The following is a 19249-nucleotide window of genomic DNA, read 5'->3' on the forward strand; positions in this document are numbered from 1 at the left end:
GCTGGTGGCCATCAGAACTGCCCACTGGTGGCCAGCTGGTTTGCCCGTTTGGGTGGTGGTGCTGGCCACCGTGATGGGATCAGTTCAGTGGCATGACTCCCTTCCCGGCCATTGCCTGGGTCATCCGTACGGAGTCTCCGGTGGTCTGGCACACGTGGGCGTGGTGCAGGAGCCGGTCCACGGTGGCGGTGGCCAGGGTCTTGGGCATCAGCTCGTCGAAGCCGGCCGGGTGCAGGTTCGAGCTGATCGCTACGGAGCGTTTCTCGTAGGCGGCGTCCACGATGCGGTAGAGGCCCTCGGCGGCATCGTCGGCGACCGGCAGCAGGCCGATGTCGTCGATGACGATCAGGTCGGCGCGCAGGATTCGGGCGACGGCTTTGGTGATGGTGTCATCGGGCCGGTGGGCCCGGATCATCGCCCCGAGGTCCTCCAGGGTGAACCAGGCCACCCGCTTGCCCTCCTCCACGGCCTGCTGGCCCAGGGCCTCGAGGAAGAAGGTCTTGCCGGTGCCGGAGGGCCCGCAGACCACGAGGTTCTCTCTGCGCGAGAGCCATTCCAGGGTGCGCAGGGACTGCTGGGTCGGGGCCGGGATCGAGGAGGCGCCCGGATCCCAGGTCGTGAAGGTCTTGCCGGTGGGGAACCCGGCGGCCTTGCGCCGGGCGGCGAGCATGGATCGGGCCCGACCGGTGGTCTCCTCGACCAGCAGGGCCTTGAGGACCTCGGCCGGCTCCCAGCGTTGGGCCCGGGCGGTGGCCAGTACCTCGGCGGCGATACCGCGGGCGTGGGGCATCTTCAGCTGCCGCAACAGCGCCTCCAAATCGGCCGGCAGCGCCGGTGCGGCGGTGTTCGGGGTGTGGATGCTCACCGGGCTGCCCCCTCGGTGTTGGAGGTACCGAGGCCGGCCCAGCCGGCGGTGCCCTGGGTCAGGGACCGTTCCTCGGTGGCGGTGTGCATCCCGGTGCGGTGGCCGGCGGCGGTGAGCAGGGAGGCCAGGTCGCCGTGGGCGAAGCGCTGGTGCACCGCGGCCACCCCGAGGGCGCGGTCGACCTGGTCGGTGCCGGCGAGCTTGGCCAGGGTGACGGCCTCGGCCATCTTCTGACCGATCCGGCTGGTGCCGGCCGCGGCGGCCTCCACCAGCCAGGTCCTCGCTCCGGCCCCGATGGCCAGGAACTCGGCCTCCGCCGCCGAACGGGGCACCGGGGTGTAGTCCCCGGGCACCTTGTCCGTCTCGTGGCCGGGGAAGTGCGCGTCGTCGATGGCCGGGGACCCGGGCCGGGCCACCCGGTGCCGGGCGACCTCCACCGGCCCCTGCGCACCGGCGTGCATGATCACCACCATCGAGTCCGGTCCGGTGCCGTGATGGCGCACGAACACCTCGGCCCCGAGCAGGTGCGCGGGCACCGAGTACTGGGCGTTTTCGAAGGAGACCATCGGCGTGTTCTCCGGCACCTTCCGTCCCACCCCGTAGGCCACGGTGTGCGCCGTGGCGGGGATCCGATGCAACGCGCTGGTCTCCTCGGCGAGCATGTGGTCCGGGCGGCGCCGGGTCACCCGGTGCTCCCGGGAGTTCACCATGGCCATGAACCCCGCGCAGGCGGCCTCGAGCTCAGCGAACGAGGCGTACTGGTCCCGCAGGTTGGTGTCCTTCGGGACCAGGTCGGCCTTGGCCAGCTTCACCGCGTTCTCCACCCCGCCCTTGGCGGCCGGATCCGCTGGCTGGCAGGTCAGCACCTCCACGCCGTAATGCCGAGCGAACGCCACGGTGGCCTGGTTACGCACCGGCACCCCGGCCACATGAGAGACCGTCACTGTCTTCTCGTTATCCGTCAGCACATAGGTCGGCGCGCCCCCGATCAGCCGGAAGCACCGGTCCAGGGCGGCGAACACACTCGGAGCCGTCCTATCACGCAGGGCGATGACGATCCGGTAGCGGGACCAGGCCAGCCAGGCCACGAACAGCACCGTCTTGGCCCCGTCGATCGCCGGCCCATCGCCGAAGTCGTACTGCAGCCATGCGCCCGGCTCGGTGATCCAGGGCCGGTGCACCCGGCGCTTCCCGGCCCGCCAGGCGGCCTTCACCTCGGCCACCGCCCGCCGGGTGGAGCGCTCAGAGCCGGTGTAGCCCATTGCGGTGAGCTTGGCGTGCACGACATCGGCGCGGATCCTGCCCGTGGAGGCCTCGACCCATTCCTCGATCTTGGGCAGCCAGACATCGGTGACCTTCGGGCGGCTGGCTCCGGATCCAGGGGTCTGGCCGGCGTCGCGGGCCCGCACCAGCCGGGCCACGGTGTGATGGGAGCAACCGGCCAGCTCGGCGGCGCCCCGCAATGACTTGGTCAGGTCATAGGCACTGAGTATTTTCATGGTTTCTGCGGCATCCTTCATTCAGGGCCTCTTCCTCGCTGGATTCGATTCGACACCGATATCCAACCCGGGGAGGAGGCCCCCGCCGGCTCACGACGCGGCGGGCAACGAGCAACGCGGGCAAACCAGATGGCCAGCACCGGGCAGTTCCCGTGGCCATCACTGGGCAGTCCTCATGGCCGTCAGCGGGTCATTCCCTGGCCACCTATGGGCAGCTTTTCATGGCCGCTTACACACAGCGACGCGGGGTCTCAATTCACCTCCATTCGCTACGGCGAACGCCTCGCCGAGATCGGAGCGACACCGTCGATCGGGACCGTCGGGGACAGCTATGACAACGCCCTGGCCGAGACCGTGAACGGCTATTACAAGGCCGAGCACGTCCGCGGACCCGCACGGCCAGGTCCCTGGCGGACGGTCGAGGACCTCGAGCTCGCGACCCTCGGGTGGGTGTCCTGGCACAACACGCAACGCCTCCACGGCTACCTCGGCGACGTCCCACCCGCCGAGTTCGAGGACACGTTCTATGCTGTCGAAGCCGGCCGCGAACAGCTGGTCGGAATCAAATAGCGCGAGTCTCCATCAGACCCAGGGGGCTTCAGGGCCAACGCTCTGGTCACCGACGAGATCGATTTTGGATCGAGCCGCTCGGCCACTGAGGAAGTTCTGAATTCCCGGGGATATAAGTCGAGCCGAACGCCGAACCGTAGGGTCTGTCTCGATCAGTTTGTGCTAAGGAATATGTCAGGCACGGAAAGAGGCCCAGGCGCTCCCCTCGAGGGAGTACCTGGGCCTCATTCCATTTTCCCTCGTCAGATGCGGACTCTGACCCGTGGGAACGTGGTCGGGCTAGCGGGATTTGAACCCACGACCTCTTGACCCCCAGGCGTCCAGACGGTGCGATCGAGACCGAAATTCGCGTGATTCCGGACCTCAGATCATGCTGAGCACGTCACGAGATGCATGGTTCGCATGATTTTGGTCCCCAATTGGTCCCCCTCCCCGAAGGCGCGCGGGAGCCTGAAAAGGAGCTTCGTTGGCGCGCAGATGGTCAGAGATCCGGCCGACACGCTCTTCGCTTCGTCAGCGGGCGTGACTTCGATAAGGGGGTTCTTGCCCTTCTCCCCCGCGACGCACCAACAGCCCGCCGACCGATGCTCAGCGACATGCATGAGCGAGACTGATCCCCTGCGGCATCGTCGTGGTCGCCCCGAGGTGTCGGCGGTGGAGGAGATAATTTGGCTGTGATCAAACGTCCACCGGATCTCATGGCGCAAATCGAGCGTGACCTTCTCGATGAGAAACCGCTCGACACTCTGCTCCGCAAACTCATCCTGCTCGGCGGAAGCGCAGGCTCACCCGAGCTTCGCAACTGGGCGTCGGTAGAGCTCCGCGGCTACGGGCGGGACGCGGAGCTGCCCCTGTACCGAACTGTGTCCGCTCCGCTGCAAATCGACGGCACCGTTCCAGGCGGGATCGTGCGCCACGAGACAATCGGCGCGATGGACATTCCCGACTTCGCTCGCGACGAAATCAACGAGCAAGTTCCACTTCGAATGGGCGTGAGCGAGATCCACAGCATGGTGGATCAGCACCGAACCGACAGAATGGTCAAGCTCCAGCCACCGGGTGCTCCCGACCTCGTCACCTATATGAACGGCACCCGGGAGATGAACGGCCACATCACTGCGCTCTACTGGAGCGTCAGCACTATCGCGCTCGCAGGCGTGCTCGACCAGATTCGCACTCGCTTAGCCGAACTCATCGCCGAGCTGCGCTCCGCAACCCCACAGGGCCAGAACCTACCAACCCCAACGCAGGCAGCCAACGCCGTGAACTTCGTCATCAACGGGCGCGGGAACCGCGTGAGCATCGCACAGGCCGCGGACGGCAGCACGATCACTGCTGCCCCCGAAGAAGCGAAGCCGCGCTTCTGGACGCGAGCAAAGCTCGTCGGTGCAGCGGCCGTTGGACTCGCCACGATCGCAGGAACGGTCATCGCGGCACTCCAACTGCCGATCTGGTGAGGTAATCGAGAGGAAGCCATGACCACGCATACACCCCGAACAGTCACGTCCGTGCTGGCGGAAGTGGGAACCGACAGCGTCACCATTACGTGGGGGCTCGGAGAGCCAGTCGATGTCGGCGATGTCGAGTTCTTCGGCTATGGCATCTATTACTACGACCCGACCGGCAACGGCGGAAAACGACTCGGCGTTCGCTTCGGCGACGCGATCACGGCGTGGGTCTTCGACAACGCCAGTGCCACCCAGGCTAACTACGAGGCCTCGTCCGTCACGGCCACGAAGGACGCCGTGACGGTGCACTTCCACGACGCAAGTCTGGGCCTGGACGCGGTGGGCACGATCGCGGCCTACGCACACGTCAACGGTCACGATACGCAGGCCGAACTACCTGTCACGCTTCTGCATTGACATGAGCGATCTCCAACTTCCTGGCGGCGAAGAGACGTTCGGTGAACATCTCGTCGAGAACCTCTTCGCAACGTGGATTGATCGCGACCTCGAACAGCGCGCAACCGAGCTCACGCGGGCGCACGTGTACCGCGCGGTGGTTGAGCTCCCGCCATCGGGTGGTGCACCGATCGTCCGAATCAACGAGGAGGTGTCGCTGCAGGCGCGGGCGGTCGCATCGGCGCCCATCAAGAAGGGCGAGCCGGTCACTGCAGAGAACATCAGCAGTCTCGAAGCCTTCTGGCCTGTCGATGTCGACCCGAACAGCGGATGGCTGGCCTACATCATCGTCGGCGAGTCCGCATACATTGCCTTCGACTTGCGCTACAACAAACAGCGCAGTGCCGAGTTGCTCAGCCTTGCTGACGACTACCTCGACGTAGTCGAAGCGGTCCGGGAGTTCGCGCTGCGACCAGCCGTCGACAATCTCCTCTCCGCGGCGGAACTCACCGTTCAGGCGCAGATGCTCGCGCAGTCGCAGGAGACGAAGTTCCACAACGTGCGAGATCGGTGGCTGCGTGAGAACGAACGGCTTGGCAATGCGCCGGAAGGCTTCTTCGCCACGCTCCAGCGGCTCCGGCGAGAACGAGGGGCCGCGAGGTACGGCGACGGCGTCTTAGGAGTAACAGCCGACGAGGTGCCAGCCTTGATTGCGACCGTCCGCTCGATGGTCGAGCACGCAGCCAATCAGATCGGGCTGGTCGCGGCCGACACAAGTTCACTGAGCAGCAGGTCTCCTCAATAATCGTTGGGCGTGAGGAACGAACGCTCGATCGGCTCAGCCCGGCATCTACATCGTGAAGTTGACCGCGAAACGTCCAAACGGCGTCGTCGAGGCCCGAATCCGCGTAGTTCTAGGCCTCAGATAATGCAGAGGATGTCACGAGAAGCATGAATTGCATGTGTTTGGTCCCCCACGTGGGGGTCAGAAGAGACGATCATCAAGAGGATCAAGCAACGTGATCTGCAACTGGTCACGCCCGTCGGGATGCTCAAGCTCGACTCGAAGCGCAAACCCCGTGTCCAAAATGCTCTGGATATCTGAGTGGTCTCTGGCCGAGATCGTCCCCAACAGCTGCACGCCTTGGTAGAGGCCGAACGGAGCGGGATGAGTCTCGCCCTCTATCTCCGCCAGGCGTAGCGGGATAGAGCCTGTAGTAGGCGCAGCCTGAAGGTGGACAGGCACGTTCGCCACGTTGCGATCGAGCAAGTTCTTCAGCAGGCTTCGCCGTCGCTGACGCGTAAAGTCGAGGAGATCAATTACCTCAGAGGTCGATGCGGCAAACTCTTGGCGCCAGCCGGACACGCCTAGTGATGCCAGATGCTCTCTCAACACGTCCAGTTCCGCTACCCGATCGAAGCGACTTGCCACTAGGTGTAGGAGGGCATGACGTTGTTGACACGCACCGGGGCCAACGAGGCCGGTGGAGCATCTCCGCAGGAGGTATGCGGCCGATGGTAGTTGTAGTGATTCACCCACACCTGAAGGGCCTCACGCCGAGCCCGCTCTGAGGTGTAGGGGCGGGCGTAGAGGACCTCATCGACCATCAGCCGGTTGTAACGTTCGACCTTCCCGTTGTGACGCGGGGTGTAGGGGCGGATCCGGTGATGCCGGCCCCCGAGCGAGACCACCTTCCGGGTGAAGTCCACGGCCCGGTAGTTGTTGCCGTTGTCCGTGATCACCCGGTCCACGGTGATGCCGTGGGCGGCGAAGAACGCCCTCGCCCGGCAGAAGAACCCGATCGTGGTCACCGCCTTCTCGTCCTCCAACGCCTCGGTGTACGCCAGGCGGGTGTACCCGTCGATCGCCGAGTGCAGGTAGGTGTAGCCGACCCGCTGGCCAGACCCCCGCTTGGAAGCACGCCCTGCCTCACTGTCTCTTCCGTGGGCGCGCCAGCCTCCCCCTTCAGGGATGCGCCCGATTTTCTTCACGTCCAGGTGCACCATGTGCCCCGGGCCGCGGGCGGTGATCTTCTGGGGTCGTTGGCGGAGGTCTTCTCCGGCTGGGGTCAGGTCCCGTAGGCGGGAGATCCCGAGTCGGTGCAGCCACCTCCCCACGGTGCGCAGGCACACCTGGTGGCCTTCGGAGGCGAGGTGGTGATGGATGCGCCGGGCGGACCACTTCTCGGCCCGGCGCAGGGCCTCCAGCTCGGCCACGATCGCGGGGTCGAGCCGGGCAGGTGAGCGATGGGGCCGGCTCGACCGGTCTTGCAGTCCTGCCTCGCCTTCGGCACGGTAGCGGGCGACCCAGGTGGCCACCGTGGGCCGACTGACGCGGAACTCCGCGGCCACGTGGGACTGCGGGATCCCGTCGTTCAGGTGGCGGTGGACCATGCGCAGCCGGCCGGTGGGGGTCAGAGGTGCGTTAGCGTGAGTCACGAGCGGGCTTCCTTCCGCGGATGAGTGGATGTCGCAATTCCCATCCTGCGGGGCGGAGCCCGCTCGTCTCATCTCAGCCCGTGCCTCGTGTCAAGAACCTCATGACCCACAACAACTAGGTTGGCGATCCGTCGTGAACGAATACCTTCGGTCACGAGTGCGAGCGCGACCGGCGTGCTGACTCCGTACCTGATGTACCCACCGAGTTCTGGACAAACGAGTTCGTCACCGCCGGCTGCTTGCAGGTGCGTGTTTACGAGGTCGATGAGCGCTCCAACTGTCCACGACAGATAGTGCTCGAAGTGCTCTGTGGTCGCAGTGACTATCTGTTCAATCCTCCATGCGGGATCGGCGACGGCGCCCAAGTGACTCTTTGCCAGCTGCGGTAGCGAAGCACCTTCGAGCCAGTCGCGCAAGACTTCGGCGGCATCTACATCCAGAGTCGCGCCCTGTACAGACTCGCGAAATCCCCATCGAGGTGCTTCAGGAAGCCGGAGCAACTCTGCGATCGTCGGACGAAGGATTCCCACCGCTTCTAGAGCCGTAGAGACAGAAGTTACGTCTGCGGAGATCAGGGCACGGGCAATCTGCGACGCCCATTCATCAATCTTACGAGCGGAACCGATAGAGCAGCCGATCCGCGACCATCTCTGACGGGCAGCGGAATCGACAGATACATAGGCCTCCCGCGCTCGCCCCGCGAGTCGTGTATATCGCGTTCTAGCTTGGGTGGATTGATTTGCCGCCAGGGTGAACCCCACCACCGTGTCGAGGTCGACCATCTCTGGGCTGGTCAGTTCCCGCTCGGCCGCGGCCAGCATCATCCAGACGAAGCTGATAAAGTCCGCAGCCGCACCGTTGGCTGCGAACACTGCGTCGGCGTCAGCCCTTTGAACACCTTCGAGTTGGGCAACAGCCTGGAGTGCGGAGTCAGTCAGCAGGGAGGACGTGACCTCTAGGGCATGTCTGACAATCGTTTTGACCATGCGAGCACAGCATTCAGGACCACAGCGGCCCTGTAGATGATCGCGTACTTGTCATACCGGGTCGCCAGACCCCGCCACTGCTTCAGGTGAGCGTACTGACGCTCGATGACGTTGCGGCCCTTGTAGGCGTCCGCGTCGAGGCTGACGGGGCGCCCGCCGCGGGCACCGCGCCGTCTGCGGTGGCCCTGCTGGTCGGCCGGTTCGGGGATGACCGCTTTGATCCCACGGGCACGTAGGTGAGTGCGGATCGCCCGGGAGGAGTACGCCTTATCGCCCAGCACCGCCGCAGGGCGGGTCCGGGGCCGCCCTACTGGCCGGGTCACGCGCAGCTGCTCCAGAAGAGGAAGCAGCATCGGGGAGTCCCCTGCCTGGCCGGGGGTGATCAGGCTGACCAGCGGCAGCCCGGTCCCGTCCACGAGCTGATGGATCTTCGTGCTCAGCCCGCCACGGGAGCGCCCGATGCCGTGATCGGCCGGCTCCTCACGCGGATTCTTGTAGTTCGACCCATCCCCCTGTGAGGCGGGTGATGTTCGTCGCGTGCTGATGCGCGCGGGCGATCGTGGAGTCCACCGAGACCGACCAATCGATCAGGCCTTCGGCGTCAGCGGCGGCGGTCAGCGTGGCCAGCACCGTGTCCCATGTGCCTTCTTCGGCCAAGCGCCGATGCCAGGTCCACACGGTCTGCCAGGGCCCGTAGACCTCGGGCAGATCCCTCCAAGCGATTCCGCACCTGTATCGGTAGATGATCGCCTCCACCATGGTGCGGGCGTCGGCGAACGGCCTGCCGGCGCGGCCGGTCCGGGTCGGGAGCATCGGGGCGATCAACTCCCATTGGGCGTCGGAGAGCATCTGGAACCGGGACATGTCCCCAGGGTCTCAGCTGACTCGTGCATCTATTCTCAGACACGCCCTAGGTCCTGATCGTCAGGGTTGAGGTCGGCGAAGTCCTGACTGCTCGGCGAGGCCGCCCTTACTAGTACGATCCAGCCCTCAGTCTCGCGTCCTGCACGCCCTGCCCGTCCCATTGCGTTCACGAGCCGGGCACCGCGTAAGCGGGTATCTTCGGGCTGGTCTGGGTATGGAGTGTCGTATAGAACGACGGTCCTGACCGGCAAGTTCACCCCGTCCGTAAGCGTTGAAGTGCAAGTCAGATAGAGGAGATCATCACTTCGCACGGCAGCCTCAAGCGCTTCGAGCACCTCGACGGGCAACCCTGCATGATGGAATCCCACGCCTCGCCTAAGCGTGCCGACGAGTGGATGTGCGTCGCCCAACTGTTGGCGTACAAAGTCAACCAGCGCGGCCAGTTGCGGCTGCTCATCAAGCTCGTCCGCGATGCCACGAGCGAGCGTCTGGGCTTGCTTCTTTGTTGACGCAACAACTAGTACCGATCCTGCGTGCCCTAGAGCGGTAATCATGCCGCTGGCAATCGAATAGTGTTTCGTGTTTCGTGAAGAATCGACCTTCACTTCAGCTGGACGCTCTCCCCCGTCCTTCGACTTTCGGACTAGACGCCAACCCGTGTCCCCTTGAGTGCGGAGTGACTTGGTGCTCCCGTTTCCGAGCCGCAATCGGATCAGTCCCGAGAGCGGCGTGGTGTGCCGGTAGGGCCACACGGACCCGGCCCCTCCTTCAACGACGGTCTGATCCCACTGCGCTTCGGTATTGAAGACTGCATGCAGTCGCCTGGGCCCCCGCCAGTCACTTGTCTGACTCAGGGCACCGCCGTTTGGATCAAGCCACTGAGCGATCCCACCGACGTTTCCCATCGCGGCCGAAAGGAGAATTATGCGATGCGGTCGGCCCTGTGTTTGCAGGTTCAGGGCAGATATCACGGATTCAAGGACGAAGCCACGCCCCTTCTCCTTCAACAACTGAGCCTCATCGAAAATGAACAGACTGTACTTGTCGAGCACCGCTTCGAAGTCGTTTCTCAGGAGATGACTGAGCCTTTCCGGGGTCATAACATCGACGTCGGCCTGCTCAACCTCCGAAAGCGAGAGGCCCAATTCTCCCAGCCAGGCGGAGAAGTCAGTCTTTTCCGCTCCGACCTCTTTCTGGAGAATACGAACTCGTGCGCTCATCGCGCGCCGAATTTCTCGACCAAGACTTCTTGTTGGCACGACAAAGCAGATACTCGTGTCCGTCTGCGCCAGATGCGCGACGGCGAGCATTTGAGCGACGAGTGTCTTCCCCCCGCTTGTGGGAACGGAAAGTACCATTCGCTTGACTTCCGGCGAGCACGGCGATGGTTCTCCGGTGAGCAGATCTCGCTGCGGCTCCCAGAGTGTCAGCACGGCAGGGCTTCCAACCGCGAAAGCCTGGCGTACGGCGATCGGTACGTCTGGCGGCAGGATCGACGGGTTCCAGGGTGAGCCCGCCTCCGCGATGGTCGCGAAGTTCAGTAGATGTGTAGCGACCCAACGCGCGTCGAGCGAAGCGCCCCCGGTTTCGCCAGTCGCTACCTCCGGCAGTCGTTGAGACCCCTGACTGTAGCGTTCATAATCTCCACGCGTCAGGTACGAGAGTATGTCTTCCACAGCCAGGACGAGCGTCTGCAGCGAACCGAGGGCCGTTGAGCGCAGGCTGTCCATCGCCGACTGCTGTGCTATTGACGCGAAGTATCTGCGCCACCGAGCCAGCCAACCGAAGGCTCGTTTAGCATCGAAGCTCAAAAATACAAGTCCGGCGCGTACGGAGAGATTCTCAAGTGACGGTTCTTGCGTGCTATCTGCTCCACCTAAGAGGGGCTGAAGTCGGGTTATGATCGCGGACGCGTTTGGGTCACGACCACCTCGGCGATACCCGATCGCAGCAGCAAATCCGATTGATAGGCGTTCTTCATCGCTCCAGTCATTTCGAGCCAGAGCAAGATCGAAAATATGGGCGCTCACCAAGAACGCCTGACGTTGGCGAGCTGCCGAGTAGCGTTGACGCGCATCACTTACCGACGCCACGCCATGCAAGTACCATGCTGTCTTAATTAGCTTCTCATCAACAGATGGACGATCAAGCACTAGGGCGATTTCAGCCTGCGCCATTCGCTCTTGCAATCGCTCAGCCGTCGGGAGACCGGAGCGACCCGCAAGCGCTTCCCCGAGCAGATGTATGTCTAGAAACCGCTCCATACGATCTCCTTTACCTTCGAGGCAAACTCAGGAAAGTCCGGCAACGCAATAACGATTGACTCGGTTTGCCCAGCCGCCACAAACTCCGGGAATTGTGTGCCGAGCGATCTGAACGTGTTGCTGTTTCGTGGGCGATGTTCGAGAGACGCCCCTACGGAGACTCCCACGCCTGCTCTTGCGCTCCGTTCGAACCAGAGGTCAACCATGCCGTCGTAAAGCTCCCCCAGGGCACCTTCAGCAGTGAGGGTCGCCGGTCCCGCGAGCTTGGCAAGGTAGTGGTGGCCTCTCTTGCGCAACTGTTTCGCCGCCCGGTTGATCGTTTTCGATATCCGAGCATCTGCGTCGTGCTTCTTAATCTCCCAGAGCCGGAAAACGAGGGTTCCGCAAGAGTCCTCGTAGACGACGAGCCCATCTCCCCCTGGTTCGAGTGCATCGGCCTTGATGGGTGGCGCTTCTACGAGAGTGCGTCCGTCCCGACAGGATGTACGCTCGGCCACAACGCGGTGCCAGAGCAACTCCGCGACGTGCCCTTGTACATGATCGGCGGGCTTCGGAGCATCCGGAAGGCCGAAGCCGATGGAAACAAATGCCTTGACGGCTTCTAGTTGCGCTCCCGTCGAGGGTGCGCCCCCGTCACGACGCGTGCGCCACCGGTCGAGTACCGGTGATTTCCCGCATGCAACGACCATCGCATCGTCAGCGATGATCGCGGCGGCAAGGTCACGCGCATCATCTACCAATTGCTCGCCACCGACGACATACTCAACCTTCGACTTGCCATCGCTTTCTTCAAGTGTCAAAAGCGGAGTCAAGAAGGCTGGTGAACTCATAATTACGACCTATCTGTCGAGTTGCGGATCGCCGTTGATCTTGGATGCGGAGAGCGGTCGGCGAGCATCGACCGCGGTGAAGCGGATCTCCTTGCCCGTCGCAGTCGAGACTTCGGACACCTCGGCCGGAAGTGCGCAGAGGCGGTCCACGGCGGCCTTGTTGCTCCGGTATTGCAGCGCGATGAACCAGCCTTTGGTGGCGTTGTCGGATTGCAGATAGCTCGGGAGCTGGTACCGCAGCCCGTTCCAGAACCTGCCGTTGTGGAGCTTCTTGACTTCGATCAGCAGACGGGCAGATGTGCCTGAGGATGCTTTGAAATCGACCGGACCGCGTCCGAGCTCGACTTCGCGGTCGAGCTCGACATCGAACTGCCGGAGGTACTGCTGAGCTATGCCCAGGAACACCAGCTGTGCTGCCTCTTCGGGTTTCTCCGAGCCGTCATCGTTCCACAGCAGGCTCCAGCCTCGCTGGTCTTCGATGAAATGCCGGAACTGTTCCACGACTTCCGCGGCGAGGTCGACGAGATCATCGTGAGTTGTGATCGTGCGCGGCGGGAGCGGATTCTCAGCGGCGTATCGTGCCGGTTCCCGGTCCCACTGAACGACCCCGAGCGGGTCAGCGCCGAAGTCGTAGCCGATGAGGTCTTCCCGGCTGGTCTGGGCTCGCGCCCAGTCCCGGACTCGATCGGGGTGCTGGCGAGCGAAAGCGACGATGCTCGCCTTAGTCACTGCCTGGCCGACCTGGAGGTTGAGCGACAAGCGGATGTCGTCATTGAAGTGTGAGTCGAACCAGTCATCCGCGTTCAACGTCGGCAGGCCGTTGAGGAGGAACGCCGGGACGAGGATCACCGGGCGCCCAGTGACAGGGTTGGTGGGAAGGGCAACGTCCTCGTCATGCCATCTGGCGCTGTCCAAGCTGACACGAGCATGCCGGACCTTGTGCTGGTCGAGCGGGACGTTGTGGTTCGTTGCGATGGCCTGCGTGTATGCGATCAGGCGGCTCTTGATGACATTGGCGGTCGCATCGGAGATCCGATCCGCCCCGATTCCCTCGTTCAGGATGCCGATTTCCTCGATGTGCTCGGGCTGCCCGAGGCCTGCGGCGATCGCAACGGCAATACCGTCCGCCATCCGCGCCGCGAAGCGATCGCCGGCGCCGGAACCACGGGTTCCTTCCGCCGTATATCCGAGGCCGAGCTCGAAGGGCTCCGGGAAAGTGAGCAGTCGCCGCGCCGCCTGTGCTGACACCGAGGTGGTGCTCGTTGCCCTGGCGACGAGGCCGTAACAGTGGACGAAGTGGGCGATCAGCTCGTTGTGCGCTTGTGCCCATTCGCCGCCCGCTTCGAGAAGAAGCAACGGGTCAATGAAGAGCTTGGTGTCGATGGTGAGGTGTGGATCAAACCAGTCGTCTGCCTCGGAGCGCTCGATCCCGAAGGCTTCCGAGAATCTCACGATCGATCCCCGGTCAGCGGAACGCGAGATGCGGCTATCTCGTAGAGATGGGCAGGGAGACCCGATCCCGAGAGGAATCTGTCGTCGTCGATCCCTGCGGAGCTCATGACCTCACGGGCGCGCGGCAGTATCGAGGGCATCTCAAGTGATGCGACCCGGCCGGGCTCGGCGCGGCGCCAGCCGTTCTGTGACATGCGGATCATGGCGTTCCGGTATGAGACGTCGCCCATGATGCCGAGTGCACGAGCCCTGTACAGCAGCGCTGCCAGGCTGACTCCCCAATGCTCCTTGAGCTCCGCGAGCTGTGCCCATGCACGGCCAGCCGTAGAACTCGGCAGGAACGGGGCGATCTCCTCCGCAGGCATAAGGAACTCGGATGCGAATCGATGAGCCTGCTCTTCAGCGATCTTCCCGCCGGGTTCGGCGTCGTGATGCATGATCAGATGCCCGAGCTCGTGGGCGACGTCGAACCGCTGCCGGTAGTAGTCGTCCTTGGCGGGATTCAGAACGACAATCGGCCGCGTGGCCGTGTGCAGGGAGTAGGCGTCGATAGCCGCAATCCCCGGCTCACTGAAGACGACGACTACGCCCGCACGCTCGGCGAGGCGGATCACATGCTGGATCGGTCCTGGGCCGACGCCGAAGAACCCACGGGCATCCCTGGCTGCCTCTTCCGGAGTTGTTGTGCCCTCTTCAGGGTCGACAGGCAGATCGGGCAGCAGCGCTTCCGGAAACTCGACGGCGTTTTCCAGCATGCCGGTCACCTCGGCGACGAACTGCCCATACGCTTCGGCTTCATCCTGAGCGATCTGCGGGGTGGAGCGGAGCGACCGGAAGTGCGGCTTGTTCACTCGTGGTGGGGCGCCTCCGCCGAAGAACTGCGGCTCGACTTTCAGGGCAAGCGCCAGCTTCGCCACAGTGGCCCGGTTGGGTTGCTTCGCGCCACTCTCCCACGCTGTCACTGAAGCCGGCGACATTTCGATCAGGGCAGCGAGATGCGCCTTCTTTAGCCCTGCGAGTTGTCGCGCCATTGCTAGACGCTCGCCGTTGAAAAATGTGGCCGCGGCGGCGAGCGTCTGGGACGGTCGGCGCAGGCTATCCATTCGCCGCGCCCGCCCCCTCGCCCGCGAGCGGCTTCTTCATTCGCACAACAACATCGTCCACATTGGTCGATGCCGAATCCCCAGGCAGGGCGGGCGGCACACGCACACCCGTGCCGGCCATCGGAGTCCCGCCTGAAAGCAGCAACTGACGCCAGTGCCAGCAGGAGTCCTCGGGATGAACGGGGTTCTTGCTTTGGCCGACGTAGACCTCGAACTGCTTAGTGATCGGGTTGAAGGCATGTGCCGCCACGAGCGTCACACCGACGAACTCGTCATCATCAGGGATACCGGGAATCGACTCCAGGCCGAAGTCGGCGTCGTCGAACAGCGTGTTCCCGCCGATGAACTGCTGGGAGGCGACTCGGCGCTTGGCATCGCTGCGCTCCACCCACTTGATGTCGTCGATGCGGCCGAAGATATAGGACTGCAGCAGCACACGGTGCCCGTCGGCCGCCCAGCCTGGTGACTGCCGGTAGTTGCTCCGCGCAATCGCCTCGGGAGAAAGTGACGGCATAGACCGGAACGCCTCGGGCGCGAGACCGCGCTCGAGAACATCTGAACCAGTTCCATCCACATCTTCACCCAGAGCGAACCGCCCGTTCGAGGTCGCGCGGTCCATCAGATCCTTGAGGTGCTTGAAGTTCAGGTAGCCGATGACTCCCTGGTCATGTCCGGCGTCCTCGTCATAAATCTGATCGGTGGCGGCGAAGGCTGCTGGCGCGGCCCACGCGAGCACGTCGAGGAGGCCGGAGGTCCGGAGGCTCGCGATGGCGTCGTCTTCAGCAGTCACAAGGTCAGCCTACACCCAGGTCAGTAAGTTGCGCACTAGTTTTCACTCCCAGCGTGTCTTGTGTCTTCTAATTTGCTTCGTGCGCACGGGTCCTCACCCCGCTCTTCCGAAAGCTCGCTCGAGGTACTCGGCGGTGGCGGGGTTCACAGTCTCATCTCGGTGAATGTAGTGCTGCATCGTGATCCGCGGGTCGGTGTGCCCGAGGAGTTCCGAAGCGAGGAGCGCGCCTTGCGCGTCGTTGACGACCGTGGCGACGGTGCGGCGAAAGCGGTGTGGAGTGACGTTCTCGATCCCGGCAGCGTCCATCACGTCGCGCAGGAGCCTGCGGATGTTGTTCGTCGTGTGCGGCGTCCCGACCCTCGTGCTGAACAGGAGCGCGTGAGGTTCGGTGTCGCCGCTACGCAGTAGGCGCGAGCGGATGGCATGCAGCGCGAACGCCGGCAGGGCGACGCGGCGAACCGAGCGATCCGTCTTCGGATGGCCCTGCCGGTGCGTCGGCTCACCCTTGCGGCTGATGATCGTCCCGGCGATCCGCGCCGTCGGGATCGGTCCGCCCAGGTCGAGATCCTGGAGGCGGATGGCGAGGACTTCGCCGATACGGGCGGAGGTGCCGAGCATGACCTCGACGATCTGCCCGAGCTGCCGATCCGGCCTCGGTCCCGCCAGTATCCGCCGTGACTCCCACGCCTTGATCGCTGCACGGATGTCCTGCACCTCGCCGATCGTGAACGCGTCCGGGATGGTCTTCTTCCGGTGCAGCCGGGAGACGTGATCCATCGGGTTGCGAGGAAGGATCTCGTGACGGACCGCGAGCGCGAGTGCGAGGCGGAGGACGACGCGGGCGTGCTTGGCACGGCTGTAGCTGCGTCTGGCGAGTTGCTTAAGGAAGTAGTCGCAGCCGGCGACCCCGATCTCGCGAAGGGTCAGGTCCTTGAACGCCGGGAGAACAAGGGCACGCATGTCCCGCTCGTAGAGCTGCCTGGTGGTTCGTGAGAGGCGGTCTTCTATCTCCATGTCTTCCAGCCAGTAGGCGACGAGTTCCGGGAAGGGGCTGTCGGCGCTCATCCCGTTGAATCCGGGCTGGTAGAGGGAGCGTTCGGCGAGCTTCTGCTTGAGCTTGCGCTCCGCGGCAGCGCGTGAAGCACCGGTGGCCTGCACGAGCCGGTTGCTGCCGTCCCAGTCCCGGTACCGGGCGCGGGCGACATGGTTGCCGTTCGGCTGGACACGGGTGGCGATGACTCCGAAGGTGCCGATCGGCGTGCGGGGCCTACCCACGCGCACCCTCCCCCGCTCCAGGAAAGGTAGCCGCGCCGGTAGAGGCGGCGGGCTCACGCATGGTGTCCATCCACGCACGGATGTCGGTGATACCGAACATGATGCGCTTGCCGAAGCGGTAGGCGCGGGGGCCTTTGCCGTTGGTGCGCCAGTCGTAGATGGTGGAGACGGGCACGCCGAGGTAGTCGGCGAGTTCGTCGATGTTCAGGAGCGGTTCCAGGCCGTGCGGGCTGGACGGGTGGTGATTCATCCCTCCAGTCTCGAAGGACGAACGAGCGGGTCCGTTCCCCCGCCTCTACTCCCTCGGTCGAATTGCCCGCCGCCGGGCACGCGAATCACCGCAGGCCGTAACCGCGTCGCTATTCGAACGGTACGGGCGAGGTCGCCGCGCAGTTCCTATCGCACGTGCGCCGTTGTCGGCTCAGCAGGCTCAATCGGCCGAAGCGCACGACGGTCGCGGCGTCGGGTTGCCGACTCCTCTAGTCGAGCGCGGATGAGGAGGACGAGGCTGATCGGACCCATGATGAGGAACTTGAGCGCATTCCAGCAGAACACGAGCACGAGGAGGTTCAACCACCCGGGACCGCCATGCTCGATCAGTGTGAGGCAGTAGTTCGCGGCGAGGAAGTACGGCACGGCGACGAGCATCGCGGGGATGCCCCATTTCAGGCCGCGGCGAGTGCGGATCGCGTCGAGTGCGATGTTGGTGGGCATGTAGCGCCGCAGGTAGTAGCGGGCTTGGGCGCTGAGCGCCCAGAGCAGCCGGATCATGGCGTTGTCCTCTCGTGGCACGGTCAGGTGACGAGACAGTGCGTAGAGAGTGGCCGGAGGGCCTGTCCACAGAGAGACGCCAGATCAAGGAGGAATCTGCCTCGCTCCCAGGGTACGACTCCCCGGCGACATCCGTAAGAGGTGCGCCTGCTCGTTCGGACGGCGCTCGCGCACCTGCCTGGGTCAAGTCCCTGGAAGTGGTGTAACCGTCTTCGAGGTTGTAGGGGGCTTGTACCTGTCAGGTCTGCAGGGTCGGCATCACCTCCGTGCTCATCACGGTCTCTTGCTCCGTGGTCAGGGGCTCACGGCACCGGGCGAGCAGTTCCAGGCCGAGATACCGGCGGCCTTCGGCCCATTCATCTGTCTGCTCGGCCAGCACGGCCCCGACCAGGCGCACCACGGCATCCCGGTTCGGGAAGATCCCTACCGAGTCCGTGCGGCGCCGGATCTCCCGGTTCAGCCGCTCGGCGGGGTTGTTCGACCAGATCTGGCACCACACGTCCCTCGGGAACGAGGTGAACGCGAGGATGTCCTGTCGAGCGGCGTCTAAGTGGGCGGCCACCGCGGGCAACCTGTCCTGCACGTAGTCCAACAGGCGCTCGAACTGGGCGTGCACGGCCGGCCCGTCGGGCTGGTCATACACGCTGTGCAGCATGGCCTTCACCGCCGGCCACATGCTCTTCGGGGTCACGGCCATCAGATTCGCCGCGTAATGGGTGCGGCAGCGTTGCCACACGGCCCCGGGCAGGTTCGCCGCCACTGCTTCCACGAGGCCGCGATGGGAGTCCGAGGTCACCAGTGCCACCCCGGCCAGCCCCCGGGCCACCAGGTCCGCGAAGAACTCGTTCCACCCCGCCCCGGACTCCGTGGTGGCCACCCTCAGCCCGAGGACCTCGCGGCGCCCGTCCGCGTTGACCCCGGTGGCGACCATGGCCACCGCGTTGACCACACGCCCGCCCTCACGCACCTTCATGGTCAGGGCGTCGGCGGCGAGGAACACGAACGGGCCGGCCTCGCCCAGCGGCCGGTGGCGGAAAGCCTCGATGTGCTCGTCCAACTCCTGTGCCATCCGGCTGACCTGGGACTTCGAGAGCGAGTCGATGCCCAGCTGCCGTACGAGCTTGTCCATGCGCCGGGTCGAGACCCCGGCCAGGTAGCAGTCCGCGACCACGGTGATCAGTGCGGACTCGGCCCGTTTGCGGCGCTCGAGCAGCCATTCGGGGAAGTACGTGCCGGCCCGGAGTTTGGGGATGGCCACATCGATCGTGCCGGCGCGGGTGTCCAGGGGTCGGTGCCGGTAGCCGTTGCGCTGTGCGGTACGGCTCTGGGAGGCCTGGCCGTACTCGGCGCCGCAGACCGCGTCAGCGTCGGCGGAGAGCAGTGCGTTGATCACGGTCTGCAGCAGGTGGCGCAGCAGGTCTGGGGAGGCCTCCCCGAGAGCTTCGCGCAGCAGGCGTTCAGGGTCGACAATGTGTGGAGCGGTCATCGTGGTGATGTCCTTTCGAGAGTGCTGTGGAAGGTTCGCTCGAAGGCTCCCACGGTGACCGCGTCCGTCTCGAAGATGGTCGTGGCCACCGGGGAGGGTTACACCACTATCCGGGACTCAACTCGTTCCTGGCTGGAGACCGGCAGGACTGAAGCGTGTGACTGGCATAGAAGGTCCTCTTCGTTGGTGGTTTACTATTGATACTTGGTAG

At 64.4% G+C, this 19249-nt stretch carries 18 protein-coding genes and 1 pseudogene; 4 read left to right on the forward strand and 15 right to left on the reverse strand.

Annotation, left to right across the window (positions count from 1 at the left end; translation table 11 throughout):
- Nucleotides 1-79: 79 nt before the first annotated feature.
- Both istB and AC0VX2_RS06895 read right to left on the reverse strand, forming a co-directional pair.
- Nucleotides 80-865 (reverse strand): IS21-like element helper ATPase IstB, encoded by a 786-nt coding sequence (istB, locus tag AC0VX2_RS06890; protein WP_010078636.1) that lies wholly within the window; start codon nucleotides 863-865, stop codon nucleotides 80-82.
- A complete protein-coding gene (locus tag AC0VX2_RS06895) occupies nucleotides 862-2385 on the reverse strand; it encodes an IS21-like element ISMlu14 family transposase (protein WP_031943827.1) in 1524 nt (507 codons plus the stop codon). Before AC0VX2_RS06895 ends, istB begins: the two co-directional genes overlap by 4 nt.
- Nucleotides 2386-2598: 213 nt before the next feature.
- On the opposite strand from AC0VX2_RS06895, the pseudogene AC0VX2_RS06900 reads away from it, so the two are divergent.
- The 4 genes and pseudogenes from AC0VX2_RS06900 to AC0VX2_RS06915 all read left to right on the forward strand — a co-directional run.
- A pseudogene (locus AC0VX2_RS06900) lies at nucleotides 2599-2934 on the forward strand (integrase core domain-containing protein); the annotation flags it as partial.
- Nucleotides 2935-3608: 674 nt separating this feature from the next.
- Entirely contained in the window at nucleotides 3609-4391 is a 783-nt protein-coding gene (locus tag AC0VX2_RS06905) for an AbiTii domain-containing protein (RefSeq protein ID WP_070709208.1), read from the forward strand.
- A 51-nt stretch (nucleotides 4392-4442) separates the two neighbouring features.
- Nucleotides 4443-4799 carry a hypothetical protein gene (locus AC0VX2_RS06910; RefSeq protein WP_020628263.1) on the forward strand — a complete coding sequence of 119 codons (357 nt, stop codon included), beginning with the start codon at nucleotides 4443-4445 and terminating at the stop codon, nucleotides 4797-4799.
- A 1-nt stretch (nucleotide 4800) separates the two neighbouring features.
- Complete coding sequence (locus tag AC0VX2_RS06915) at nucleotides 4801-5583, forward strand: HEPN domain-containing protein (protein ID WP_020628264.1); 783 nt, start codon at nucleotides 4801-4803, stop codon at nucleotides 5581-5583.
- Between the two features lie 180 nt (nucleotides 5584-5763).
- Here AC0VX2_RS06915 and AC0VX2_RS06920 read toward each other — a convergent pair whose 3' ends face one another.
- The 13 genes from AC0VX2_RS06920 to AC0VX2_RS06980 form a co-directional block, all read right to left on the reverse strand.
- The gene (locus AC0VX2_RS06920) at nucleotides 5764-6144 is read right to left on the reverse strand and encodes a hypothetical protein (protein WP_070709204.1); all 381 of its coding nucleotides are present in this window, start codon (nucleotides 6142-6144) and stop codon (nucleotides 5764-5766) included.
- A 65-nt stretch (nucleotides 6145-6209) separates the two neighbouring features.
- On the reverse strand, nucleotides 6210-7217 hold the full coding sequence (locus tag AC0VX2_RS06925; protein WP_136940067.1) for an IS481 family transposase: 1008 nt from the start codon (nucleotides 7215-7217) through the stop codon (nucleotides 6210-6212).
- A gap of 68 nt (nucleotides 7218-7285) precedes the next feature.
- Nucleotides 7286-8203, reverse strand: coding sequence for a hypothetical protein (locus AC0VX2_RS06930; protein WP_144820293.1), 918 nt, complete (start codon nucleotides 8201-8203; stop codon nucleotides 7286-7288).
- Nucleotides 8173-9067, reverse strand: a protein-coding gene (locus AC0VX2_RS06935; protein ID WP_136940265.1) for an IS5 family transposase whose coding sequence is annotated in 2 segments (ribosomal slippage) — nucleotides 8173-8709 and nucleotides 8711-9067 — 894 coding nt in all. Because the reading frame shifts where the segments join, the coding sequence is not laid out codon by codon here. The genes AC0VX2_RS06930 and AC0VX2_RS06935 overlap by 31 nt, the downstream gene beginning before the upstream one ends.
- A 35-nt stretch (nucleotides 9068-9102) precedes the next feature.
- The gene (locus tag AC0VX2_RS06940) at nucleotides 9103-11244 is read right to left on the reverse strand and encodes a DEAD/DEAH box helicase (protein ID WP_221845033.1); all 2142 of its coding nucleotides are present in this window, start codon (nucleotides 11242-11244) and stop codon (nucleotides 9103-9105) included.
- A gap of 71 nt (nucleotides 11245-11315) precedes the next feature.
- Complete coding sequence (locus AC0VX2_RS06945; protein ID WP_251393503.1) at nucleotides 11316-12161, reverse strand: hypothetical protein; 846 nt, start codon at nucleotides 12159-12161, stop codon at nucleotides 11316-11318.
- Between the two features lie 9 nt (nucleotides 12162-12170).
- Nucleotides 12171-13613, reverse strand: coding sequence for a hypothetical protein (locus AC0VX2_RS06950; RefSeq protein ID WP_020624925.1), 1443 nt, complete (start codon nucleotides 13611-13613; stop codon nucleotides 12171-12173).
- Entirely contained in the window at nucleotides 13610-14716 is a 1107-nt protein-coding gene (locus AC0VX2_RS06955; protein ID WP_070709075.1) for an XRE family transcriptional regulator, read from the reverse strand. Before AC0VX2_RS06955 ends, AC0VX2_RS06950 begins: the two co-directional genes overlap by 4 nt.
- The gene (locus AC0VX2_RS06960) at nucleotides 14709-15506 is read right to left on the reverse strand and encodes a hypothetical protein (protein WP_070709076.1); all 798 of its coding nucleotides are present in this window, start codon (nucleotides 15504-15506) and stop codon (nucleotides 14709-14711) included. The genes AC0VX2_RS06955 and AC0VX2_RS06960 overlap by 8 nt, the downstream gene beginning before the upstream one ends.
- A gap of 93 nt (nucleotides 15507-15599) precedes the next feature.
- Complete coding sequence (locus AC0VX2_RS06965) at nucleotides 15600-16781, reverse strand: tyrosine-type recombinase/integrase (RefSeq protein WP_043278721.1); 1182 nt, start codon at nucleotides 16779-16781, stop codon at nucleotides 15600-15602.
- Complete coding sequence (locus tag AC0VX2_RS06970; RefSeq protein ID WP_020624282.1) at nucleotides 16774-17031, reverse strand: helix-turn-helix transcriptional regulator; 258 nt, start codon at nucleotides 17029-17031, stop codon at nucleotides 16774-16776. The genes AC0VX2_RS06965 and AC0VX2_RS06970 overlap by 8 nt, the downstream gene beginning before the upstream one ends.
- 146 nt (nucleotides 17032-17177) lie before the next feature.
- The gene (locus AC0VX2_RS06975) at nucleotides 17178-17552 is read right to left on the reverse strand and encodes a hypothetical protein (RefSeq protein ID WP_020624281.1); all 375 of its coding nucleotides are present in this window, start codon (nucleotides 17550-17552) and stop codon (nucleotides 17178-17180) included.
- A 238-nt stretch (nucleotides 17553-17790) separates the two neighbouring features.
- The gene (locus AC0VX2_RS06980; protein ID WP_216442065.1) at nucleotides 17791-19038 is read right to left on the reverse strand and encodes an IS256 family transposase; all 1248 of its coding nucleotides are present in this window, start codon (nucleotides 19036-19038) and stop codon (nucleotides 17791-17793) included.
- Nucleotides 19039-19249 lie beyond the last annotated feature (211 nt).

Source organism: Micrococcus sp. iso_239 (assembly GCF_056173395.1).